Raw genomic sequence first — 23721 nt, 5'->3', positions numbered from 1 at the left:
TTATCCTCCGTAGTAGGCATATCTGTCGCTCAGCCGGAACTGACCGTACATCAACAGCCCGACGGCGACGAACAGCACAACGGACTTCGCCGAGGCGAAGCCGAACTCGTAGAACTGGAAGGCGGTCCGGTAAAGGTCATAGATGAGGATGTTCGTCGCACCGGCGGGCCCACCCTTGGTCATGAGGTCGACCATCGCGAACGTCCCGAAAAAGCCGTAGATCGTGTTCATGGTGACCAGAAACACGAGCGTCGGCGAGATGATCGGGACGTACACGCGGAGCAGTCGCCGCGTTCGGGAAACGCCATCGAGTTCGGCGGTCTCAGTCAGCGACTCGGGAACGTTGCCGAGTGCGGCTGTCATGAAGATAACGTTGTACCCGACCTGCTTCCACACCGCAGCGATCAGCACGACGACGAACGCCTGCGGACCATTGCTGAACCAGTTGACATCGACGCCAAAGGCCTCGATGTAGCTCGTGAAGATGCCGATGTTCGGGTGTGCAATGAACAGGAACACAAGCCCGGCGACGGCCGGCGGCAGTGCGTACGGCCAGATAACCGCCACCAGATACAGTCCTTTTCCGACATCAATCTCGTGGATAAGGAAGGAGACGCACAGGGCAACGGCCATCACGCCGACGACGACACACGCAGCGAACAGTACCGATATCAGGACGCTCCGGAGATACTCCGAGGAGCTGGCTAACCGTCTGTAGTTCTCTAGCCCGACGAACACGTCACCTCGGGCAAGCGAGGCCCGGTACAAACTGAGTCCAACTGCACGGACCGTCGGGTAGTAGAGGAACACCAGCGATACGACCATCGTCGGTAACAGCAACACGCCGGCCTGCAGGCGGTCTGTGAAGACTTCGCGCGTGGACATTAGCTGTAGTATCGGTCCAGTTCGTCCTCGACAGCCGACTTCAGCTCGGAGAGCCCCTCGTCGACGCTGACATCGCCACTGAACAGCTCGACTGACATATCTTGAATTGTTGTCTGGACCTGTCGAGCTGGGCCGATGAGCATCCGCTTCGTCGCCGGCGTGCTCTCGGCCTGTGTCAACTGGTCGAATGCGGTTCGGTACATTGGGTTCTCCGCAAACCAGCCGTCGTTTTCGAGCTGTTCGACAGCGCTCTGTCGGATCGGGTAGTAGCCGGTCCCCTTGTGCCAGGTGATCTGTGACTCCGGTCGTCCCATGAATTCGAGGAAGCTGCCGATGTCGTCCTGGCGCTCCTGTGGCAGTCCGGAGGGAACGAACCACGAAGCACCACCGATAACCGGCCCGGTTCGGTCACCGTCAATTGTTGGGTAGAAGGCGTTGTCCACCTCGAATCCGTTCTCCTCCGCGCCGGAGCGGATACCAGTGACCGATGCTGTCGAGGTCATCAACATAGCGGCTTTCCCGGTAAGGAATGTGGACGTTGCTTCCCCCCAGGCCTCGATCCCGGGGTTGCTGAACAGACCGTTGTCAGCCATTTCGTGCCACCACTCGTACAGCGACCGGGCCGTACTGTTGTCCGTCTGCATCGTCGTCGGTTGGCCGGCATGGCCGTTCTCGGCGTCAAGTAGCGTCTGTCCGTCGACGGAGTAGAAGTGCTCGACGAACCAGACGTGGTTCGGCCAGGTGAGCCCGGCTTCGGTGACTCCTTCGTCGACGAGCGTCTGTGAGTAGCTACGCACTTCCTCCAGCGTGGTCGGTGGGCTGTCCGGGTCAAGCCCGGCTTCCTTGAACGCCGACCGGTTGTAATAGAGAATAGCGTTTGAGTTGTTGAACGGCATCGATGTGAGCGTATCATCGATGGTGAAAAACGAGGTCACGTTCGACAGAAAGTCATCGACCGGGTAGTCGTCGGAGAGCAAGTTCTCGACGGGCTCGACTGCGTCCGTATCGAGGACTTGCTGGGCGAACAGACTGTCGATCTGGAAGACATCAGGGACCTCGCCGGAGTCGAGTGCGCTCAGTGTGTTCGTCAGCACTCCCTCGTAGGAGTCCTGAAACACGAGGTTGGCGTTGATGTCTGTCTCGGACTGGAACTGGTCGACCAGCCCCTGCAGCGTCTCACCGTTGGTCCCGCCCATGGCATGCCAGATAGTGAGACTGTCTTCATTGACCGGTCGGACGCTGGCACCGCTGCTACTGCTACACCCCGCTAAGCCCACGGTCCCGACCGTGAGCGCAGTCCCTGAGGCTTTCAACACCGACCGCCGCGATACACCGTCGTACCCGCCACCACTTTGCACCATATTCTGTGCGACCAAGGCATGAAGAATGAATGATTATAATTGATCTCTATACTGTCCAATATGTATATAAAGGTATTATGATAGGACAGTAGGCGCTGTCCGTTGCGATGGCGGCTACTGCGTGTCTGTCGGTCCGGAAACACGCTACCGAAGTTCCGGTCCAGTCACGTCATATCAGAAACGCATGAATCGTACCCACACCGTTAGTGTGTGCCTTTTGACAATTATAGGCACTGATTCGGCGTATGCTGAACCAGCCGTTAATTACGTTATCCGCTTACCGGGCGGTGTGACACTGTTCGACTCGACGACACTCAACGAGCTGCCATTAGATAACCGAGTTGGCCTTGCTCCGATGACACGGGTGAGCGCCACTGACGACGGCCGTGCGACGGCGGAGATGGCCCAGTACTATCAGCGGTTCGCTGACGGTGGGTTCTCGTTTCTCATTACAGAGGGGACGTATCCCGACGAAGCACATAGCCAGGGGTATCTGAACCAGCCCGGACTGGCGACCGACACGCAGGCAGCGTCTTGGCAACAGGTTACGGAGACAGTCCACGAGGCTGGTGTCCCGATTTTCGCACAATTGATGCATGCCGGTGCACAGAGTCAGGGGAATCCGCATGTTGCGGGGGAACAGACGATCGCCCCCTCAGCGGTACAACCGGACGGGCAAAAGGCCGAAGCCTACGGCGGAAGCGGAGACTTCCCGACGCCCAAAGCAGCCACAGTCGATGAGCTTGCCGACATCCGTGATTCATTCGTCACCTCGGCGCAGAACGCCATCGACGCGGGGTTCGACGGTGTCGAGATCCACGGTGCGAACGGGTATCTCCTTCACGAATTCCTCTCGGCTGACTTCAACCAGCGTGACGACGAGTACGGCGGTGAACCCGCAAATCGGGTACGCTATCCGCGCGAGGTTGTCGCTGCGGTCGACGAGGCTACACCTGCCGATTTCGTTGTCGGTATCCGAGTCTCACAGTCGACGGCCCTTGATGAAGACCACCGGTGGCCCGAAGGCGAGGACGCCGCCGCGGTGTTCTTCGACGAACTGTCGGCGGCTGGGGCCGACTACATCCACGTTACTGAACCCGATGCGACCACGCCAGCGTTTGGCGACGATGGACCAACCCTGGCCGAGGCCGCGGCCGAATACGCCGCGGATGAGACGGTCATCATCGACAACGGCGGGCTTGGGACGCCTGACGCGGCCCGCGAGAAGGTCGATGCCGGTGCCGACCTCGTAACACTGGCGACGAGTGCACTCGCCAATCCGGACTGGCCTGACAAAGTCACAGCGGGCGAGGAACTGACTGCGTTCGACCCTGCTAAATTCCTCGCGCCGTCCGCTGCACTCTCCGAGCATGAAGTGCAGACAGGCGGTGCCTCAGCCGACGACTGAGAGTGATTGCTGTGAGACAGTCTCCGCTCGCTCTCAGAGAGTCAAACTGTTCGACACAGCGGCCATAGCTGTCAGGGCCACGTGTCTGAAAGCCGTGCCATCAGGAAAACAGCCGTTCCAAGAGACCTCTTCTCTGCGGGCCGATAGAAAACGATGTGTGTAGTTTGCCAGCCGAATACATCAAAAATATAGAAAATGAGAACGACTAACTAGGTCTGTTGAGACGTGAGTGGTACAGATGCCAGAGCCAGTCATCGCATCGGTCGGTGCCTCACCGCTCGGCCGCACAGACCTCCCGGGCCGCGACCTGTTCTCAGTGGCCCTTGCAGAGGCGTTCGACGAACTGCCCGACCCTGCCGAGATCGTCGAGGCGGTGTACGTCGGGAACCAGTCGGAGAGCTACGAACACCAGATCATGCACGGGACGCTACTGGCCGAATGGGCCGGCCTCCGTCACGTCCCCGCTGAGCGGGTCGAGGGGTGTGCCGCCGCGGGCGCGCTCGCGCTACGCCATGCGGTCAAGGACGTTCGCAACGGCGAACACGAGGCGGTGCTTGCCTGCGGCGTCGAAAAAATGACGTCTGCGGGCACCAGCGGCGCGACAGATGCGCTCTCGGCGGCATTCGACCGCGCCATCGAGCAACGCTCCGGCATCACCGCACCCAGCCAGTACGCACTGCTCGGCCAGCGCTACCTCCATGAGACCGACGCCACGGAGCGAGACCTTGCCGAGATCGCAGTGAAGAACCACGCCAACGCCGCTCGCAACCCCCGGGCACAGTTCCCGAAAGAGATCGACGTGGCGACCGTGCTGGAATCGGACCCCGTCGCCCCGCCGCTGAAGCTCTACGACTGTGCGCCGGTCGGAGACGGTGCCGCCGCCGTCCTCGTGACGACCGCCGAACTGGCGGCCGAGCTTGACCAACCACAGGTGCGCGTCGCTGGCAGTGGGGCTTCTGCGAACAACATCGCGGTCGCTGAGCGAGATATGACCGATATCGCGGGCGCTCGCGTTGCCACCGAGACGGCCTACGAGGAAGCAGGCATCGACGCCACGGCCGTCGACATCGCGGAGGTTCACGACGCTTTCACCGTCTGCGAGGCGCTGCTCGCGGAGGCCGCCGGCTTCGCTCCCGCAGGAACGGGCTATCAGAGCTACCTGCCACCAGCGGAGCGGGCTGACGGCTGGACGGATGTGCAGTTGAGCCCGAGTGGGGGACTGAAGGCCCGCGGTCACCCTATCGGTGCCACCGGGCTCTTGCAGGCGCTCGAAGCCTACGAACAGCTCACGGGCGGTGCGGGCGACCGGGCAGTCGAGGGTGCCGAGACAGCTCTGTTGCTCAACGAAGGAGGCGTCGGGGATGCCGTCACCGTCAGCCACGTGCTCACGACGGCGGAGGCACCATGACGGGCAGCGACCTCGATGCGACCGACCCGCGGACGCTACCGGGCTTCTTCGACGCCCTCGCAGACGGCGAACTTCTGGGCGGAGTCTGTGCGGACTGTGGACAGGTCCTGTTGCCGCCGCGACCGGCCTGCTACGCCTGTGGCAGTCGCGCTGTCGACGTCGAATCGCAGTCCCGCGAGGGCCAGATATTCTCGTACACAGCGGTCCACACGCCGCCGCCGGCCTTCGAAGCGGACGCGCCCTACACGGTCGCCGTCGTGGAACTCGCGGACGGTGGCCGCCTGCTTGGGCGCGTCACCGCCGACTACGCCGATGTCACCATCGGGGACCCGGTCGAACTCACGGTGCGTGAGCCGACGGCCACAGAGCAGGAAATCGCGCTTGACTACGAGACCGACTGGCCGGTTCACGTCTTTGAGCCGCGATGATAGACAGGCGACGGTGAGACAGTGTCAGCCACCGTAACCCGTCGACGCTGCTGATGGGGTGTACGGTTATCGTCGGCAGAGTAGGTTATCGTCGGCAGATTCGGAGCGGTCGGTCAACCAATGTTTCCGTCGTCGATCTGAGACCAGGTATCCAGACCGACGCGGAGAGCGGCTTTGAGCGCCCCGAGGACGACGGGACCGAAGAGCAGTCCCATAACCCTGAATGCGTATGCCCCGCCGAGGATACCGAGGAGGATGACGGCCGGATTGAGCTTCGCGTACCTATCGACGGCGAACGGCCGGAGATAGTCGTCGGTGAGTCCAACAATGATGACACTGTAAAGGAATAACCCGACAGCAAGCGGTGGCTCGTTCGTGACATACAGGTACACTACTGCCCCACCCCAGACAGGGATTGTCCCGATGAGTGGGACCATCGCGAGCACGACCATGATAGCCGTCCAGAACAGCGCATTGGGAACGCCAGTGGCGGCGAGTCCGACGCCGGCGACAATTCCCTGAACGATGGCAACGAAGACGTGGCCGAAGAGGACGCCTAGCATCACGTCGTCGATTTCGTCGTAAAAATCACGCTGGACGTCCACCGGAAGGGGCACTGTTTGTTGGAGCCAGTCGACCAGGTCATCGCCGTCTTTGAGAAGGTAGTAGATCAGAAAAAGTGCTAACGCAATCCCGATGAGATGGAAGGTGACCGTACTGAACGCCTGGGTCGACCGTTCGAATATGATCGTTCCGATGTCCCGCCCGGAACTGACGAGTTCACCGGCGATATCGACCTCGCGGCCAGTAAGTTCCTTGATTCGGGATTCGACTACGTCAAGCTGCACCGGCTCGGTGCCCAGCTCTCGGAGTATCCGGTCAGCACTATCGGCCACCGACGCGAGGACAACTACGACCGGGGCGACGAATCCAGCGACTGCCAGCGTCACGAGCGAGAGTGCAGCGACCATCGGTGAGACATACGTTTCGAGGCGGACCTGTAGCGGATAGAGAACGTAGGCGAGGAGGACAGCACCGAGAATGTACTGGAGAAACGGCCGTATCAGCATGCCAGCTAGCACAAGGAGGGTGACGATGAGGGTGAGGACAAACCCCTTGCTGAGGTTCACGACTGCGAGTTTAACGACCGATGACAAAAAGATTCGATATCTTCACAGTGGCCTGTGTCGTCTCCGGTGTGCCAGAGCAGCCGTTAGCAAGCGATCGGTGGGTGGTCCAAACAGGATAGCGTCAGTCAGAAATGACAGACAACGCCCCAGCGTGTGCGGAGTACTTACTCTATTTCTAGCTGCCCACTTCCGCCGCCGTCCTCGCCATCAGTCTCGTCCCATTCGAGTTCGAACTCGACACTCAGTTCAGTCATGTTTCCTGCTGGACCTTCACGTTCAGCTTTGACTTCAAAGGTTGGTCGGGCAGGGGGAGCCAGCGTTACAGTCTCAGAGCCTGCTTTCAGGGTAATATCGTTTCCGCTGTCGAGATTGTCCGCGACTTTCCGGAGGTACGATGCAATCGCTTCTCGACTCTGGTTACTTTCTGACTTGAACAGAACTTCTTCGGGCATACGGGAGATGGTACACAGCCTGTCACAATAAACCCGCCCGCCGTACGACTAAACCACGATCAAATTTCGGTCTCTCGTCTCGGACGTTGGTATGCTCGGTGGAACACATCTCGACAAAATCTCGCCTACTCCCACCGCTGTGCAATCGTCTTCGCGTTGAACTATCCCGTTTCCGACATCCAAATGCTGACAGAACTCACGTTTCACGGTCTTAATATCGCCCGAGTCGAACCAGACGGCGATCTCATCGACTTCGTCGCAGACGAACTCCCCGCCGGGCAGCATTGCTGTTTGGACAGGCAGACCAACAGATACCCATCACGGCCGTCACGGCCGTCCGGGGACTGGAGTATCAAGATGGGGAGGGCGAGCCGAATTCAGGCGGTGTCGTCCGCGCGGACTTCTCAAGAGCATCCAGTTAACGGCTCGCCTGAAGGCCGGTGAATGGGTCTGACAACAGCGCTGTGCTGATGCGTTCTGTGCCGATAGTCACTCGGCCGCGCGATCCATCGGGTCTTCGAGTTCACCGGTGATCGCCTCGAACGCGTCTGTCGCGGTGAGAAGACCAACGACATCGTCATCTGCGACCACGAGGGCGAGTTCCTGATTTTCGGCCTGACATCGGTCGATGAAGTCACTGATAGTTGTTTCAGCAGCGACAGTCAGCGGCGAGGTTACCAGGTCTTCGAGCGTTGTCGCCCCCGAATCCAGCATTTCGTAGTTGTGCAACACTGTCGGGGCGTAGACGACACCGATGAACGAGTCCACTGAGTCTTTGATCAACGGAAAGCGGACGTATGGCATCCCGTCGATCCGGTCCATGTTCGTCTCGAAGTCGTCAGTCGTCGAGAGCGCGACGATGTCACTGCGATCAACCATGATCTCACTGACTGGCGTTGCGCCGATATCGAGGGCATTGATAACTTCACTTCGTCGCTCTTTGGAGATATCGAGTCGGCTGAGTGACTCACCCATCTCGCTGCGCAGTTCGGCGCGAGTGGTTGCGGGAGCGCTTTCGGCTTCTGATTCAGTCCACGAACGGGAGATTTTGACGCCGAAGAGGCCCAGCAGGGCCTTGGCCACCCAGTCCGCTGCGATGATTACCGGATACATGAGTTTTGTCCAGACGTACAGCGGGCCCGAGCCGTATCCGGCGACGAGCTTGGCACGCTCGATTCCCAGATACGTCGGTGCCTGCTCGCCGATGATAACGTGCATGAGATTGACCACTACCAGCGCGAGGAGCACGGACAGCGTCGTGTGTCCGCCGCCGGTGACGCCAACCGCGCCCAGCAGGGGCTCCAGCACTGCTGTGATAGCCGGCTCAGCGACAACTCCCAGCCCGACACTACAGATGGTGATTCCGACCTGACAGCCTGTGAGGAATATCTCCAGCCGCTTGGTCATGTTCCAGGCGCGTTCAAGTCCACGTCCGTTGCCGAGAAACGCGTCCTCCTCAAATTGCCTGACGCGGGTCATCGCGAACTCGGTCGTGACAAAGAAGCTGTTTCCCAGAAGTAAGGCGACACCACCGAACAGACGGAGCCACGTTACCAGCGAGATAGGCATCAAACGCTGGTTTCTCTGGCCGTTATCTAAATCTACTGCTGCTACGCCGTGGTCGGACGCCCTATCTCGGTTTCCACCTCCAGCAGTCGATACTGAATGCATAGCGCCAGACTCAGTCAGCTGTTGAGTCGGAACTCGGTGAAATAGTACAGAAGGCTGACCTTCGGGAAGCCGCGGTCATTATCGGTTTAGCGCAGGTTGTTGACCTCGCCGACATTCTCGAAGAGTGGGGATACGGACAGTAGAGCAGTCTTGCGATGCTGAAAAAGTGTGCCCCGAAAACGGCTGTCTAGTGGCTCACGCGAAAATCTCGGCGCGTCGTGAAATTGGGGTAGAGAGCACTTCCCAGCAGTCCGTTCTCCGATGTACGTGTCTGAAACGGAGAGCATCGCTGAGTGGTGAGGCTGCCGACGCCGACCAGCAACCGCTTAATACAGCCTGGCCGATTGTGATGGCGTCCCCTCGCACTGCAGTCGGTCTGCCGCAGTCTCGGAGAAATTACTCTTCACGTCGCTGTGAATCGTGTTTACTGTCGTGGGAGGCGACAGCGAAGTGAGACTGCATCTCGCTCGAGTCAATGCCATCGACATCCAGCGGGAGCCATTGCACTTACCCAGAAGTTAGTTACTAGCTTAGCCTTTGGTTAGCGCACGCTCTTTACACGCTACAGCAACAGTTTGGCATGCACTGTTGGAGACAAGAGAGGAGCATATACCGAGGCACGGAGTGATGCAGGGCAACACAGATTCCGGGGACAACCATGCGAGTGTCCTGCTCGTCGGTGCAACCCCAATGGATGCCAGAGTGATCTCTTGTGGGCTCAAGCGCGAAGACATCTCAATGGACATTGCAGCAGATGTCCGCACAGTAATCGACCGCCTGACGACAATGTGTGAGGACGAGACCACTGTGGCGTCCCCCTGTCTCGTCGCTATCGACTTCACGACGGCCCCGGCCGACGGGCTAACCGTGCTCAACGCGATACGGGCGAGCCCCCGACTGCAGACGCTTCCAGCTATTGCGCTTGTCAATCACACAGTGGCCCCAGACGAGGCGAAAGAGCGCATACAGAGTGCGTACGAGCACGGCGTGAACGGACATATCTCGGGTGCCAGCGACATTGAGACCTACGCCGATGCCATTCAGGAGTTCGCCGCATTCTGGTTCAGCCAGGTGTCGCTACCGCCACAGTCGTTATATTCCGACAGCGCAACAATATCGTATGACTGATGTCTTTTCGGACGCTGAAAGGCCGTTCTTACCCGAATCTCTCCAGCAGAGCGTGTCTCTCGTCTCAAAGAAGTGGCATCCGGCCATCATCCGCTGTCTGGCGACGAGCGATGGGCTGGGCTACAGCGACCTCGAGGACCGACTGGACGGTGTCTCCGCGAAGGTCCTAACCGACGCGTTATCTGAGCTTCAGGAACACGATATCATCGACCGGACCGAGGTCAGCCAGCAACCCCTCCGCGTTGAGTATACGCTAACCGAACGTGGGGGTGAATTGGAGGGAGTCATTCAGTCGCTCGCGGACTGGGGCGAGACACATCTTGACAGTAACGATGAAGAACGCGTTGTCTTGATAGCTGACGACGATACGCGTGTCATCACCATGCATGAGACGTGGCTGGAAGACGAGTACACTGTCCGGACAGCACGAGATGGAAAGGAAACGCTAGACCAACTCGACACGGACGTGGATGTCGTCGTCCTTGACCGACGGATGCCGGGACTGACGGGTGATGAAGTGCTCGACTGGATCCGCTCGCAGCGCTACGACACTCGCGTGGTTATGGCCACTGCCGAAGACCCAGAAGTCGAAATCCTCGAGATGGGGTTCGACGAGTATCTCACCAAGCCGGTGCTGAAAGATGAGTTACAGTCGGCCGTCGCGACCCTTATCGAGCGAGCCGAGTACGACGAGCAAGTCAGGGAGTTGCTGGCACTCCGGTCGAAGCTAGCGCTGTTGGAGGCGGAAGTGCCGGGTGACGAGCTGGCAGCCGACGACGCGTACACCCGCTACCAGAAGCGCCTCGAGACGCTCGAACACGATATCGAGAACCCCTCAAAAGCCGCTGAAACAGCACTCGAACAGCTACGGGCAAACAACACACAATGAGCACTGACAATATCGCGCAAGAAACAACACCTGAGACTGTCTTCGGCCGCATCGACGAGGCGGTTTTTGCGCTCGATATTGACTGGCGGTTCACTTACATCAATCAGCAGACGGCCGCGCTTGTCGACCGCGACCCGGCGACACTTCTCGGGGAGTCGCTCTGGGAGGTGTTTCCGGACAGTGCCGACTCGGCCGCGTTTGACGCGTGTCACAACGCGGTCGAGACACAGGAGCCCTGTCACTTCGAGATGGTGTTTGGCCCCCGTGACACCCGATTCGTAGTGCATGCATACCCGTCGAATGATGGGCTGACCGTGTGCCTCCGCGAACTGACAGCGGAACGCGAGCGAAAACTCGAACTCCAGCGCAGTCAACAGCTGTTCGAGTCCGTGTTCCACGAGACGGAGGACGCTATCATCGTTGCCGACACCGACCGCCGAATCACTGATTTCAATCCCGCGGCGGAGCGGCTATTCGGGTACGACGCGTCCGAGGTCCTCGGCGAGAAGTCACAGTTGTTGTACGCTGATCCCGAGACGTTCGAGCGCCAGGGTGACAAACGGTTCAACGAGCAAGCCCCGCAGCGCCGCGACCGATACGTCGTCGAATACGAGCGGGCGGACGGGACAACGTTCGAAGGAGAAACAGTCGGAACGCCGCTCAAAAGAGAGGCGGGTGGGACGTTCGCGTTCTTCGCGACGGTCCGGGACGTGACGAGCCAACTCAACTACAAGCGCAGCATCGAGCAGCGCAATCGCGCGCTCAAGCAGTTTCACGATATAACGACTGACGAGAAGAAACCGTTCGCGACGCAGGCGGCGGCAGTGCTCAAGCTTGCGGTCGACTATCTCGATGTTGAAACTGGTGTGATAGCTGAGATAGACGGGCAGGCGCGGATTCCCCGTCACGTATTCACCGCTGGGGAAACAGCAACAGCCACTGAGCGACGCCCCCTCGACACGACGTTCGATGAGCGCGTCGCGACGACCGGCAAACCGTTTGGGTTCCACGACGTGAAGGAGGCAGAGTTCACAGAGCACCGTGCCGCCGAATCGGGGGAGATAGCGGCGTATCTCGGCGTCTCAGTCACCGTCGACGACAAGCAGTACGGAGTCCTCAGCTTCTCGGACCGGGACAGCCGGGCGTCGGCGTTCTCAGAGAGTGAGGAAACGTTCGTCCGCACCGTTGCACAGTGGGCGGGCAAAGAGATCAGCAGACGGCGAAATCAGAAGCGAGCGAACGCCGAACGCGAACGGTTGCGGCAGATAATCGATATGCTCCCACAGCTGGTGTTCGCAAAGGATGAATCGGGAACGTTCCTGCTGGCAAACGAAGCCGTCGCCGACGCGTACGGGACCACGGTCGACGAACTGGAGGGGGCAACCGACGCCGAGTTCGCCGACAGCGAGGCGGCGGCCGAACAGTTTCGGGCTGACGATCGAGCCGTCATCGACTCCGGGGAGCCAAAGCACATCTCCGAAGAGTCGCTGACGACCACTGATGGAATAGAGCGGATTTTATCGACGAGGAAAATCCCCTACGACCCGGTCGACACACCCGGCGACGCCGTGCTGGGCGTCTCAACGGACATCACGGAACTCAAACAGCGCGAGGCCGAGCTGGAGATGCAATCGGCCGCGATGGAGGCATCGATGGACGGCATCTCCGTCCTCGACGACGACCGTGAGTACATCTACATGAACGAGGCGCACGCGGCGGTGTTCGGATATGACCCTGACGACCTCATCGGGAGTTCGTGGCGACGGTTGTACAGCGACGAGGAAGTCGAGCGAATCAGACAGGAGGTGTTTCCGGAACTGGAAGAGCACGGTCAGTGGCGCGGCGAGACGGTCGGACGGCAACGCGATGGATCGCCGGTCACCCAGGAACTAGCGCTCTCGCTGCTCGACGATGGCAAACTCATCTGTACGAACCGTGACATCACGGAGCAGAAAGCCAGAGAGAACGTACTCGAACAGTACGAGGCGCTCATCGAAAACATGAACGAGGCAGCGTTCATCGTTGATGATGAGTGGCGACTCGCCTACGCAAACGAAAGAACGCTCTCGTTGGGAGATGTCGAGCCACGTTCGGTTCTCGGACAGGATATAATGGAACTGTTCGACGGCTTGGTTACCGACAAGGCTGATTACAAAACGTTCAACGACACATTAGAGCGAACGCTCGATGGGGAACAGGTCAATGAGCGGTGTGAAGTACCGCTGCAACTACCGACCGGGGAGTACATTCTGGAGTGTCTGTTCTCACCGTTCACCTCCGCCGGCGAACAACGGGCAGCAGTCGTTGCCCGTGATGTCACGGCACGGAAAGCACGCGAACAGGAACTAGAGCGCAAGCGGGCACGGCTCCGGGCGCTGTTCGACGAGTCGCCCGATGGCATTATTGTCCACGACGAGAACGGCGAGATTATCGACACGAACACCACTCAGATCGACCAGCTCGGCTACGAAGAGTTGTGCGGGGTGAATGTCGCCGAGTTCGAGGTCGGACATAGCCGGACGGAACTTCGTGCACTGTGGAGCGACATGGCACTTGGCGAAACACGCCGGGTTGAGGGGAATCACCGTCGTAAGAACGGGAGTATCTTCCCAGTTGAGGTCTGGATATCGAAAACAGAGGTCCACGGGGAGATACGGTTTATCGCCATCTCTCGTGATATCAGCGATAGAAAAGCCCGCGAGCGGGAGATGGTCCGTAACCGCGAGTTCCTCGAGAAAACACAGAATATCGCGTCCGTCGGCGGCTGGGAAATCGACCTCCAGACAGATGAGCTGCGGTGGACGGACGAGGTGTATCGCATTCATGACTTGCCGCTCGATGCCGACGTTACTGTCGAGGACGGCATCGACTACTACCATCCAGAGGAGAGGCCGACACTCAATGCGGTGTTCGATCGGCTGGTCGAAGAAGGCGAACCGTACGACGAGGAACTGCGCATCGTCACTGCGGCTGATGCGGTCAAGTGGGTACGGACTGTCGGCGACCCCGAGTTCGACGACGGCGAAGTCGTCGGGGCCCGTGGTATCTTTCAGGATATCACCGATCGAAAGGAGCGAGAGCAGGACGTGCAGGAGCTGACAGAGCGACTTGACCTCGCCGTCGAAGGCGCGAATCTCGGTGTCTGGGACTGGGACATGACCACGGATGCCGTGACGTTCAACGAGCAGTGGGCGTCGATGCTCGGCCTCTCGTTGGATGAGATTGCCCACACGCTGGAAACGTGGGAAGAACGCGTCCATCCAGCGGATATGGACCGTGTCGAGGACGCGCTGGAGGCACATCTCGCTGGGGAGGCAGAACTGTACGACTGTGACCATCGGATGCGGACAGCGAGTGGTGAGTGGAAGTGGATTCGGGACGTCGGCGAAGTCGTTGAACGTGATTCTGACGGCCAGCCGACCCGTGCTGTCGGTATCCACCTGGATATCACTGACCAGAAGCAGTCCGAGAACGCTCTCGAAGAAGAGCGTGATATGTTCGCACAGGGTCCCGCGGTCGTATTCAAGTGGCAAAACGAACCCGACTGGCCTGTGGAATACGTCTCGGAGAACGTCACCGAGACGTTTGGCTTCACGCCGGAAGAGCTGGAGTCGGGTGACATCCCGTACAAGACGCTGATTCACGACGAGGACATGGATACGGTCACCGCGGAGGTGCAAGCAAACACCGACACCGAGACCGAACGGTTCAGTCACGACCCATACCGGATGGTCACGGCCGACGGCGAGGTGAAGTGGGTCACGGACAACACGAAGATCATCCGTAACGACGGCGAGATAACGCACTATCTGGGCTACCTTATCGATATCACTGACCGAAAGCGACTCGAACAGTCTCTTCGGCAGAGTGAGCAGTCACTGCGCGAAATGACCGAAGTCGCATCCGATACAGACCGTGGGTTCGAAGGCAAATTGGCCGCGATACTCGAACTGGGCTGTGAGCGACTCAACCTGCCGTATGGCTTTTTGACCCGTATCGACGATGGGACACAGCATATTGTTGAGGCGTCGGGTTCCCATTCAGAGCTACAGGCCGGGGCGTCCGCACCGATGTCGAAGGCGTACTGCCGGCGGACTATCGAGCAGGACGAACCGCTCACCATCCAGAACGCGGTCGAAGAGGACTGGCCGGACGACGTCGCGTATGAAATGTTTGGACTGGGCTGCTATGTCGGCGGGAAAGTGACCGTCAACGGCGAACTCTATGGGACACTCTGCTTTGCTGACCGCGACAACCGAGACCACCAGTTCGATGAAAGCGAGCGCGCGTTCGTCGAACTCCTTGTCCAGTGGGTACGGTATGAACTCGCCGGTGAGGCCGTCGAGACGAAGCTCCGCGAACTCAACGAGACCGCGCAGCGACTCCTGTCGGCCAGCGACGCGTCGGAAGTCGCGTCTACCGCTACCGAGAGTGCAAAGCGGGTACTCGGCCTGCCGATGACGGGAATCTGGTGGTACGATGAGGGGAAGGACGCACTCGTTCCGGCGGGACTAACAGATGAAGCGGGGGCGCTACTGGGCACGCAGCCGACGTTCGATGGAGAGGGATCGCTCGCCTGGGAGACCTTCGAGAGCGGCGAGGTGCGGGTCTACGACGACCTACAGGAAGTGGAGGCACGGTTCAACGACGACACACCGATACGCTCCGAGACCCTCGTGCCGCTGGGCGATAAGGGGATTTTGATAAGTGGGTCCACCGAACAGCGGGCATTTTCCGAGACCGACCGCGGGCTGTTCGAAATCCTCGCTGCGACCGTCGAAACGGCACTCAGTCGGGCCGAGCGCGAGCAGGTGTTGCGAGACACTCGCGAACGGCTGGAGCAGTCCAACGAAGAACTCGAACAGTTCGCGTACGCGGCCTCCCACGACCTGCAGGAACCGCTTCGGACCGTTTCGAGCTACCTCACGCTCCTCGAACGACGCAATGAGGAGGTGCTGGACGACGACGCGCTGGAGTTCATCGACTTCGCCGTTGACGGAGCCGAGCGGATGCGGGAGATGATACAGGCACTGCTGGCCTACTCGCGTGTCGATACTCGCGGGCAGGCGTTCGAATCAACCGATATGGATGCAGTGTTTGACACAGTCGCTCGAAACCTTGAGGTGAACATCGAAGAGTCCGGCGCGGTCGTGAACGTCCCCGATGCAGGCGGCCACGTCGTCGGCGACACGAACCAGCTCGTTCAGTTGTTCCAGAACCTCGTCGAGAACGGGATCAAGTACAGCGAAGAAACGCCACACGTGAATATTTCTGTCGTCCGGTCCGGCGACGATACCGTCGAGTACGCGGTGTCCGACGACGGAATCGGAATGGAACCGAGCCAACTGGACGATATCTTCGAAGTGTTCCAGCGACTCCACACGCACGAAGAAATCAGCGGGACTGGTATTGGGCTCTCGATGTGCCGGAAGATCGTTGACCGACATTCCGGCCAGATACGGGTCAAATCGGCACCAGACGAGGGCTCGACGTTCTTCGTGACACTTCCCGCCGCAGGTGAGGAACATGAGTGAGCCGACGCCGCTTGTCGTCTCGGTTGAGGACAACCCGGCCGACGTACGACTCATCGAAGAGGGTGTCGCTGCCGTCGACCGGGATATCGACTTCCGCGTATACAACAACGGCCGAAATGCCATCGAACAGTTGACCGGCGATGGTGGCGTCCCCGCAGAGTCGGTACAATTAGTATTGCTTGATCTCAATATACCAGGCAAGTCAGGGCTTGAAATCCTCCGATATCTCCGCAAAGATTCGGAATTAGACGCTGTGCCTATCCTCACTGTGTCGAGTTCGGAGAACCCGGACGACATCCGCCGTGTGTATGAGTCGTCCGCGAACGCGTACTTGACGAAGCCGACCGACCGACCCCGACGAATTTATCCAGATGATCACCGCCGCAGTGCGGTTCTGGATGCCACCAATCAGTAGCTCAACTACCAATGACTGACACACAGCAATACAATATCCTGCTCGTGGAGGACAATCCCAGCGACGTGCGGCTCATCAAAGAGTATCTCAAAGAGCCGGGCTGGTCGGGGCAGCAAACAGTGCCGACCATCCAGCACTTCGACCGGTTGTCTGCGGCGGTCGATGCCCGGGACGAATCGATTGATATTATCTTGCTGGACCTTGGGCTGCCGGACAGCAACGGGTTCGAGACGCTCGAAACGATGCTCGAAGCAGCCGGGGACGAACCTGTTGTCGTCCTCACTGGACTCGACGACGACAGCGTCGGGATTGAGGCCGTCGAACGCGGCGCACAAGACTTTCTCGTCAAGGGCGACATCAACCCGAAACTCCTCCAGCGGACACTAAGCTACGCTGTCGAACGTGAACGCCAGCAACAGGTGCTTGAACGACGTAACAAGGAACTCGCTCTACTCAATCAGGTCATCCGCCACGATATCAAAAACGACCTGACAGTCATTCTCGGCTGGGGTGATGCGCTCCGTGAACACGTCGAACCAGCCGGACAGGACCATCTTGAGCGGATTATGAACGCAAGCGAGCACATTGCCGGCATCGCTGAAACCGCCGGTGACTTCATGGAGATACTCGAAGGGAACAGGGAACCAGAACTCCATCCCGTTGCGCTCAAACCCGTTCTGCAGAGCGAAATCGAGAAGTCACAGTCCGCACACTCGGCGGCAACCATCACAGTCAATGGCGAACTATCCGAGACGCTCCAGGTTTCGGCAACCAATCTGCTCTCGTCCGTGTTCCGGAATTTACTGAACAACGCTGTCACACACAACAACAAGGCAAGCCCTGAAATCACAGCCGAAGTGGACGTCTGCCCGGACACGGTTGAGGTCTCCGTCGCTGACAACGGCCCGGGTGTGCCCGATAGCCAGAAGACAGAGATATTTGGTCGTGGGGAGATGGGGGCAAAGAGTCAGGGGTCAGGAATCGGCCTCTATCTCGTGGATACGCTGGTAGAGATGTACGACGGGACGGTCACGATTGCAGACCGCGACGAATGGGTCAGTGAGCCGGACGTGGACGGCAGCGTCTTCACAGTAACCCTCAATCGGGCCTGATAGCCGGAGACAGTTGCTCTGGCTAGCCCGCGTTCTGTTGGCCGGCGTTTGTGACCACAGGTGTCCAGTGCGTTTGTCTGCCTGTTTCCGTCATATGGAGATAAAAAGGACATACAGGTAGCAACTTACCCTCTTTTTCGCAGACTCTCGCTCGCCGGCACGTGCAGTGTCACTTCGGTCCCGCCCTGAGTCACATCAACGGAGACATCGCCGCCCACCTGCTTGACGATCATCCGCACCATACAGAGGCCGATCCCCTGTCCGTGGTTTAGTGGCGTCTCTTCGCCCGTCCTGAGTACGCTTGCTTCCGCATCCGGCAGTCCAAAGCCGTTGTCTGCAACGGTAATACCGACCCAGTCGTCAGCGGTTTGCGAGAGCGTTACTGTAATCTGTCCATTCGAGTCGGGAGTAGCATCGGCGGCGTTTCCGAGTAATTCACTGACCGCTTCGCGCATGACAGTCGGGAGGTGTGGTGTCACACCATCTGGCAGGTCGTTCCTGATTCTTGTCTCGGCGACGAACTCGTCAGCTCTGGCGGTCGCGCGGGCAACGAGTTCGTCTACCGCCGTGGTGGCTTGCGAGTGTCGTTGTTCTTCAAGCACCTGTCCAATCTGCCGTGTCTTTTCGGTCATGTCGGTCCACTTATCCAGAATCGCTTCAATGCGCTCGAAGTATCTCGACTGCGCTTCCGAATCAGGCAGGGTGTACAGCGCTCCAGTGAACCCCCGGAGCTTCGTCAGGTCGTTGCGCATATGATGTCGCATCACACGCTGCATGACCTGTAGATGATCTCGATGTCGGCTCTGTTTTGTGATGTCCCGCCCCTCGACCACCAACATATTTACACACCCGTCTTCGTTGGTCACGGGCTTGACGGTGAAGTCGATAGTCCCGACTTCCTGACGGTCCCGAACTTCTGTCTCGTAGCGGGCAGACTCACCGTCGGCCGCGCGCTTGAGAGCGTCCCAGACACGGTCACGGACGGTTTCAGAGTGACTCCACCATGGCGCTTCAGCGAAGGGTTTCCCAACCATATCTGCACGGTTGAAGCCACCGAATTCGAGGGTCGCATCGTTGGTCTCGATGACCGTTCCATCGGGTTCGAGCAGTGCAGTGAACTGATAGGTCTGGTTGAACACACTGTCAAAAAGTCGGGCTCGTTGTTTGCTGGCAGTCGTGCCGCGGGTATGAAATAACAGGTCATCAACTGCGTCGGTTTCAAGTGTGTGGGCCGGCTCATCAACAGTTTCCAGTGCCATTTCACACCGTTCTAACCGTTTGCTCTGTCTCTCCTGCTCGATTTTACTCCCGAGCCACTGTGCAGTGAAGTCGACAAACTCCCGTTCGGACTGCCCAAACGCACCTTCGCGTGTCGCCAGACCAGTGAATTCAATGACACCGTAGGTATCTTCACCGACTGCCACGGGTGCGCCGGCGTACGCTCCGTGCGTGTCTAGAGAGCTGTGCTGGCCTTCGCCCACGACAAACGTGGCAGGATCCGTTACGGCACCAGTGACTACTTCACTGGCGATAGTCTCACCGAGGGGCATTGACTGCCCCGGTTCGTACACGGTGGATTCACTGCTGGTATACTCAACCGTGTACGTGGCATCGTCGATGCGTGCAAGCGCGCCGGCGTCAGCTCCAAGGTAGTCACATCCCAGCGTCAGCAATCGCTGTGCGGTGTCTGCAACGCTCTCGCTCTCCATCGCAGCTTTATGCAGTCGTCGGAACGCATCCTTTCCCGGCAGCGTCAACGACCCAGGTTCTGCCGCTGGCAGCCGAAGCGTCGTGCAGACGTATGTTTGCGGCCCGATACGAACCGTGTAGCTATGCTGTTCGACGGTTGTCCGCGTCCCGTCGGCACATTCAACAACTACATAAGATCGTCCGTCCGTCTCGGATAACGCCGTCCCAACTTGCTTGTCGGAATCATCCGTACCTGCGGCACAGAACAGGGCAGATAGTGGCATCGCAAGCAACTCTGCTTTTGAGTAGCCGGTCACCCGTGAGACCAGCCCAGTTGTCTCAACGATTTCCCCGTCAGAAGCACTCACAACCAACCCTTCATTAGTGCCAATGTCTGGACGTGGACTCCCGCACTCGTTGTTACTCATGTGAAAAACTTCCCCTGAGTTCAGTCACGTTTAGGCGGGCCATTGGGGAAAGAACGCAATGTTTCCACTTAACGAGTTGCGAACTGTGCAGTGAGGCAGGGACATACTCGGAAGTAAGTACCGGCTCAATTGAGGGTGCGTGTCAGACTGTGACAAAAAAGATGGTCCGACGCACCCTCACGCAGGCGATGACGACTGACGCTCTTCCCGGAGCGCAGTGATGCTGCTGTAGACGACAGCACCACTGACCAGCAACGCGGAGCCGAGGATGAGCACCAGACTGACCGTGTTCAGGGCGTCGATACCGTAGACGTTGCCGATTTCACGGACCGCGACAGCGAGGGCGCCGCCGAGCAGCATTAGCCCGAAGTACACCTTGATTTCGTCTTCGTCGACGATGCTCGTCGCAGCGGAACCCACACGGGCCCCGAAGGCGCTCCCTGCCAGCAGCGGGAGCACAATGGAGAGGTCGACACCACCGTCCAGCGCGTACAGGAAGCTCCCGAGCCCGCCCGAGAAGACGATCTCGAAGAGGTCGGTCCCGACAGCGATGGGGACGGGAACTCCGATGAGATAGAACAGCGCGGGCATACGGATGAATCCGCCGCCGACACCGAGGAAGCCCGAAAGCAGGCCGGTGACGAACGCGACGCCAAGTATCATCCAGAGGGAGACGCTGACGCCGCCACGAAGCGATATCATCGGCGGGATGCGGTACGATTGAATCTTCTTTGCGATGTCCGGGATGTCGTCGGCGTCGACGTCGCCCTCCGCGGCATCGTGGTTGATCCCCTCGCCGCCATCGCCACCTCGAAGTGCCTCGTAGGTGACGAACGCGCCGATACCGCCCAGAAGGACGACGTACGTGACGCTGATGATACTGCCAGCCAGCCCGAGCGTTTCCAGATGGAGGACTATCTCTTTCCCGGCTTCGATGCCGGCGGTTGTTCCGGCGATCATCAGCACCCCCAGTTTGTAGTCGACCTGCCCCATATCTCGGTGCTTCAGTGTAGCGATAACCGATGTGCCAAACACGAATGCGAGCCCGCTCCCGACGGCAACCCGGGTGGGATACCCCATCACCAGCAGTGCCGGGGTGACCAGGAACGACCCACCCATCCCGAAGAAGCCAAACAGGACGCCGATGAGCAGGCCGAACCCGACAAACAACACCACCATCGCCAGGCTGAGTCCCAGTATCTCCATTCGTCACTCCCCTCGTAACCGCTCGACGACACGCTGTCCGAATGCCTCTTCTACTGCCCCGTACCCGACGTAGAGGATGGCCGCCTCCAGCAGCACCGCGCCGATGAGCATTGCCGCGTCGATGCCGTCTGCGCCCATCGATGTGAAGGCCGCGAGGTCTACCATGGGGATTCCCCTCTGATATTGTGCTGTCGTGAACGTATCATACTTTTCTACTCAATCACCCCTAATCGGAGGGTACTGATAACAGTTTTGGGACTGTCGAACAATATTATCGACGGGTATCACACCGCTATCCCACGGAGATATCTGCATACGTTATACAAATATCGGCCACATATGGTCACTGTTCAAACCCCTGCTTCTTGCCCGTAATAATGTTGCGCGCGCTGTTCTGTCGCGTTTATGTAATCGGCTCTCAGTACGGCGTGGCTACCTAGATTGACCTACCGTCAGGTGAGACAGCAGCTCTACAGAGCAATCCAAATCTGACTGTCTTGTACAAACAAAACAATATTAACAGTTGGCTGCGTACTGTCGAGTATGAGAGCCATCTATGCGACAGACCTCTCGGCGGCGAGTGAAGCGGCGATACAGAACGAGACGTGTCTCGAGTGCCTCGGACGCATCGGTGTCGATACGGTCCACCTCGTCACCGTCATCCCATCGAACGTCCACGCAGGGATGCCGGGAATGAACTTCAGCAAGCGGCGCAAACAGGGACTTACGCGGTACCAGAATGTGATGGAGGACGCCGGGTTCGACACTGAGACCCACGTCGTGCGTGGGACTCCCCACCGCCGCATCAACGGTATCGCGGAGGCAGAGAAAGCCGACGTGACAATAATCGGGTCCCGGGGGCAGAGTCCACTCAATAACCGCGTCATTGGTTCCACTGCTCGGAACCTCGCGCGAACCACGGTGGTGCCGTTGCTGGTCAACCGCATCGAACGCAGTACAGACGAACCGGACGTGCTCAGGGAGCACCTGTTCCAGCGGGTGCTCTACGCGACTGACTTCTCTGAGAACGCAACGCGTGCCTTCGACGCGTTTCAGTATCTCCGCCACGCGACCCAGGAAGCGACGCTCGTCCACGTGGAATCACCGAAAGATGCGACGAGCGAGGCGGACCCAGCTGAACAGCTTGCGCCGCTCGCCGACACACTGTCACAGTGGGACATCGAAACGAACGTCGAGGTCCGCCGTGGCGACCCCGCTGAGGAGATTCTCGATGTCGAAGCGGCCGTGACGCCAACGACAACGCTCGTCGGCTCTCGTGGCCAGAGCCGGATGCGCCGGCTGTTGCTCGGCAGCGTCTCCGAGGATATCGTCGCGCAGGCGACCGGGAACGTCTACCTCGTCCCGCCGCCACGAACCGCCTGAAACGGGGGGTCAGAGCGCGCCCATCGCGGTCATTGACCCGAAGCCAACGGCCAGCGCAAGCGTGAACGACCCGGCCCACGCGCCAACCGTGACCACAATCTTCTGTGGGTCGACTGCCTCGCTGCCGCCGACTGCGGCACCGCTCCCGATGATAGCGCTGACAATAATCTCGTTGAACGACACCGGCACACCGAGAAAGACGGCGAGTTGCGCGATGAGAAACGAGGGGACGAGCGCGGCGATAGAGCGCCGCGGGCCCAGCGAAGAATAGTCCTGTGCGAGCGATTTTATCATCCGTGGCGCGCCGGTCCACGACCCGACCAGAATTCCGAGGCCACCCCCCAGCAGGACGACCGTTGGCGAGAGCGCCCCAACCTCGTCCAGCAATGGGAGCAACGGACCGACCGCCAGCCCGACCTGACTCCCACCGGCTGAAAAGGCGACCAGAGAACCGAGCGCTAGCAGGACGTGTCTGAGTCCGCCCGCCTCGTCGTGGCGGATGTCTCGGTACACCGTGGCCCACACCACGGCGGCGACAGTGCCGGAGAGAACGACTGTCGCCACGACGCCGTCGATGCCGAGCAGTCGCTGGCCGAGGCTCGTCAGCGAACCGGGGCCGCCGCCGGACCCGAGAAACGCGAACTCGACGTTGGCCAGCACGACGCCGACCAGCGCCGCGAGCGTCGGAATGGTGGCCTTTTCGGGGGCATCAGACCGCGGCAGCACGCTCGCGATGGCGTAGGCGAAACCGCCGCCGACGACCGGTGTCAGGACCCAGACGGCACCGATTTGCTGGTACTTCCCCCAGACGGGGGTGCCACCGAGGGCCAGCCCGACACCGATGATTGCGCCGGTCACAGTAAACGCCGTCGCGATGGGGTAACCGGTGTAGATACCGACGGCCATGAGCCCAGCGCCGGCCAGCAGCGCGACGATGACTCCAGTGGCGGGAAGGGTGACGCCGCCGATGAGGCCGCGGCCGACCGCTTCAGAGACGTTCGCCCCCTGTGTCACCGCGCCCGCGAGCCCGAAGATGCCGACGATGAACGCCGCCCGCATCGTCGAGATGGCGTTGGCACCGACAGCGGGCGCGAACGGCGTCGCGCCGCTAGAGCCAGCACCGATAACCCACGACATGAACAGGCTCGCGAGACCGGCGGTCAAGAAGAGCGCGAGAAGCTTGAGTTCCATTGT

Annotated in this window: 18 protein-coding genes; 9 read left to right on the top strand and 9 right to left on the bottom strand. The window is 59.6% G+C overall.

The genetic code is table 11. From position 1 onward, the window contains the following. Both G9C82_RS19375 and G9C82_RS19370 read right to left on the bottom strand, forming a co-directional pair. Nucleotides 1-885 carry a carbohydrate ABC transporter permease gene (locus tag G9C82_RS19375; RefSeq protein ID WP_127015076.1) on the bottom strand — a complete coding sequence of 295 codons (885 nt, stop codon included), beginning with the start codon at nucleotides 883-885 and terminating at the stop codon, nucleotides 1-3. Next, the gene (locus tag G9C82_RS19370) at nucleotides 885-2081 is read right to left on the bottom strand and encodes an ABC transporter substrate-binding protein (protein ID WP_127015090.1); all 1197 of its coding nucleotides are present in this window, start codon (nucleotides 2079-2081) and stop codon (nucleotides 885-887) included. The genes G9C82_RS19375 and G9C82_RS19370 overlap by 1 nt, the downstream gene beginning before the upstream one ends. Before the next feature lie 454 nt (nucleotides 2082-2535). Between G9C82_RS19370 and G9C82_RS19365 the strand changes: the two genes are divergently transcribed. From G9C82_RS19365 to G9C82_RS19355, 3 genes are all read left to right on the top strand, one after another. Continuing rightward, complete coding sequence (locus G9C82_RS19365; RefSeq protein ID WP_127015075.1) at nucleotides 2536-3654, top strand: NADH:flavin oxidoreductase; 1119 nt, start codon at nucleotides 2536-2538, stop codon at nucleotides 3652-3654. Between the two features lie 238 nt (nucleotides 3655-3892). Further along, entirely contained in the window at nucleotides 3893-5062 is a 1170-nt protein-coding gene (locus G9C82_RS19360) for a beta-ketoacyl synthase N-terminal-like domain-containing protein (RefSeq protein WP_004966639.1), read from the top strand. Next, complete coding sequence (locus G9C82_RS19355; protein WP_004966638.1) at nucleotides 5059-5490, top strand: Zn-ribbon domain-containing OB-fold protein; 432 nt, start codon at nucleotides 5059-5061, stop codon at nucleotides 5488-5490. Before G9C82_RS19360 ends, G9C82_RS19355 begins: the two co-directional genes overlap by 4 nt. 113 nt (nucleotides 5491-5603) lie before the next feature. Here the strand turns inward: G9C82_RS19355 and G9C82_RS19350 are convergent, their stop codons facing one another. The 3 genes from G9C82_RS19350 to G9C82_RS19340 form a co-directional block, all read right to left on the bottom strand. Next, a complete protein-coding gene (locus G9C82_RS19350) occupies nucleotides 5604-6620 on the bottom strand; it encodes an AI-2E family transporter (protein ID WP_127015074.1) in 1017 nt (338 codons plus the stop codon). 164 nt (nucleotides 6621-6784) lie between these two features. After that, nucleotides 6785-7072, bottom strand: coding sequence for an amphi-Trp domain-containing protein (locus tag G9C82_RS19345; protein ID WP_004966636.1), 288 nt, complete (start codon nucleotides 7070-7072; stop codon nucleotides 6785-6787). A 489-nt stretch (nucleotides 7073-7561) separates the two neighbouring features. After that, nucleotides 7562-8641 carry a CNNM domain-containing protein gene (locus tag G9C82_RS19340; protein ID WP_007188609.1) on the bottom strand — a complete coding sequence of 360 codons (1080 nt, stop codon included), beginning with the start codon at nucleotides 8639-8641 and terminating at the stop codon, nucleotides 7562-7564. 729 nt (nucleotides 8642-9370) lie between these two features. Between G9C82_RS19340 and G9C82_RS19335 the strand changes: the two genes are divergently transcribed. From G9C82_RS19335 to G9C82_RS19315, 5 genes are read left to right on the top strand one after another with little or no spacing between them, the layout of a single operon-like run. Next, on the top strand, nucleotides 9371-9871 hold the full coding sequence (locus G9C82_RS19335; RefSeq protein ID WP_127015073.1) for a response regulator: 501 nt from the start codon (nucleotides 9371-9373) through the stop codon (nucleotides 9869-9871). Further along, the gene (locus G9C82_RS19330) at nucleotides 9864-10760 is read left to right on the top strand and encodes a winged helix-turn-helix transcriptional regulator (protein ID WP_127015072.1); all 897 of its coding nucleotides are present in this window, start codon (nucleotides 9864-9866) and stop codon (nucleotides 10758-10760) included. Before G9C82_RS19335 ends, G9C82_RS19330 begins: the two co-directional genes overlap by 8 nt. Then, a complete protein-coding gene (locus tag G9C82_RS19325; RefSeq protein ID WP_127015071.1) occupies nucleotides 10757-16294 on the top strand; it encodes a PAS domain S-box protein in 5538 nt (1845 codons plus the stop codon). Before G9C82_RS19330 ends, G9C82_RS19325 begins: the two co-directional genes overlap by 4 nt. Continuing rightward, nucleotides 16287-16709 carry a response regulator gene (locus G9C82_RS19320; protein ID WP_241244154.1) on the top strand — a complete coding sequence of 141 codons (423 nt, stop codon included), beginning with the start codon at nucleotides 16287-16289 and terminating at the stop codon, nucleotides 16707-16709. Before G9C82_RS19325 ends, G9C82_RS19320 begins: the two co-directional genes overlap by 8 nt. 11 nt (nucleotides 16710-16720) lie before the next feature. Then, nucleotides 16721-17821, top strand: coding sequence for a hybrid sensor histidine kinase/response regulator (locus G9C82_RS19315; protein WP_127015070.1), 1101 nt, complete (start codon nucleotides 16721-16723; stop codon nucleotides 17819-17821). 125 nt (nucleotides 17822-17946) lie between these two features. Here the strand turns inward: G9C82_RS19315 and G9C82_RS19310 are convergent, their stop codons facing one another. The 3 genes from G9C82_RS19310 to G9C82_RS19300 form a co-directional block, all read right to left on the bottom strand. Beyond that, complete coding sequence (locus G9C82_RS19310) at nucleotides 17947-19878, bottom strand: ATP-binding protein (RefSeq protein ID WP_347237910.1); 1932 nt, start codon at nucleotides 19876-19878, stop codon at nucleotides 17947-17949. Nucleotides 19879-20115: 237 nt separating this feature from the next. Beyond that, nucleotides 20116-21144 (bottom strand): sulfite exporter TauE/SafE family protein, encoded by a 1029-nt coding sequence (locus tag G9C82_RS19305; protein ID WP_007188607.1) that lies wholly within the window; start codon nucleotides 21142-21144, stop codon nucleotides 20116-20118. A 3-nt stretch (nucleotides 21145-21147) separates the two neighbouring features. Continuing rightward, a complete protein-coding gene (locus tag G9C82_RS19300; RefSeq protein WP_004966626.1) occupies nucleotides 21148-21309 on the bottom strand; it encodes a hypothetical protein in 162 nt (53 codons plus the stop codon). 378 nt (nucleotides 21310-21687) lie between these two features. Between G9C82_RS19300 and G9C82_RS19295 the strand changes: the two genes are divergently transcribed. Next, nucleotides 21688-22527 carry a universal stress protein gene (locus G9C82_RS19295; RefSeq protein ID WP_127015068.1) on the top strand — a complete coding sequence of 280 codons (840 nt, stop codon included), beginning with the start codon at nucleotides 21688-21690 and terminating at the stop codon, nucleotides 22525-22527. 9 nt (nucleotides 22528-22536) lie between these two features. On the opposite strand, the gene G9C82_RS19290 is transcribed toward G9C82_RS19295, so the two are convergent. Continuing rightward, nucleotides 22537-23718, bottom strand: a complete 1182-nt coding sequence (locus tag G9C82_RS19290) for an inorganic phosphate transporter (RefSeq protein ID WP_127015067.1) — start codon at nucleotides 23716-23718, stop codon at nucleotides 22537-22539. Nucleotides 23719-23721 lie beyond the last annotated feature (3 nt).

The sequence above is a fragment of the Haloarcula sp. R1-2 genome (assembly GCF_011627385.1).
Lineage (GTDB): Archaea > Halobacteriota > Halobacteria > Halobacteriales > Haloarculaceae > Haloarcula > Haloarcula marismortui.
This window is presented reverse-complemented; position numbering and strand designations above follow the sequence as displayed.

Bases quoted from the DNA above. Each gene is read 5' to 3' on its own strand.
- G9C82_RS19375 (WP_127015076.1), bottom strand. From the start codon at position 885: ATGTCCACGCGCGAAGTCTTCACAGACCGCCTGCAGGCCGGCGTGTTG.
- G9C82_RS19370 (WP_127015090.1), bottom strand. From the start codon at position 2,081: ATGGGCGGGACCAACGGTGAGACGCTGCAGGGGCTGGTCGACCAGTTC.
- G9C82_RS19360 (WP_004966639.1), top strand. From the start codon at position 3,893: ATGCCAGAGCCAGTCATCGCATCGGTCGGTGCCTCACCGCTCGGCCGC.
- G9C82_RS19355 (WP_004966638.1), top strand. From the start codon at position 5,059: ATGACGGGCAGCGACCTCGATGCGACCGACCCGCGGACGCTACCGGGC.
- G9C82_RS19345 (WP_004966636.1), bottom strand. From the start codon at position 7,072: ATGCCCGAAGAAGTTCTGTTCAAGTCAGAAAGTAACCAGAGTCGAGAA.
- G9C82_RS19340 (WP_007188609.1), bottom strand. From the start codon at position 8,641: ATGCCTATCTCGCTGGTAACGTGGCTCCGTCTGTTCGGTGGTGTCGCC.
- G9C82_RS19335 (WP_127015073.1), top strand. From the start codon at position 9,371: ATGCAGGGCAACACAGATTCCGGGGACAACCATGCGAGTGTCCTGCTC.
- G9C82_RS19330 (WP_127015072.1), top strand. From the start codon at position 9,864: ATGACTGATGTCTTTTCGGACGCTGAAAGGCCGTTCTTACCCGAATCT.
- G9C82_RS19325 (WP_127015071.1), top strand. From the start codon at position 10,757: ATGAGCACTGACAATATCGCGCAAGAAACAACACCTGAGACTGTCTTC.
- G9C82_RS19320 (WP_241244154.1), top strand. From the start codon at position 16,287: ATGAGTGAGCCGACGCCGCTTGTCGTCTCGGTTGAGGACAACCCGGCC.
- G9C82_RS19315 (WP_127015070.1), top strand. From the start codon at position 16,721: ATGACTGACACACAGCAATACAATATCCTGCTCGTGGAGGACAATCCC.
- G9C82_RS19305 (WP_007188607.1), bottom strand. From the start codon at position 21,144: ATGGAGATACTGGGACTCAGCCTGGCGATGGTGGTGTTGTTTGTCGGG.
- G9C82_RS19300 (WP_004966626.1), bottom strand. From the start codon at position 21,309: ATGGTAGACCTCGCGGCCTTCACATCGATGGGCGCAGACGGCATCGAC.
- G9C82_RS19295 (WP_127015068.1), top strand. From the start codon at position 21,688: ATGAGAGCCATCTATGCGACAGACCTCTCGGCGGCGAGTGAAGCGGCG.
- G9C82_RS19290 (WP_127015067.1), bottom strand. From the start codon at position 23,718: ATGGAACTCAAGCTTCTCGCGCTCTTCTTGACCGCCGGTCTCGCGAGC.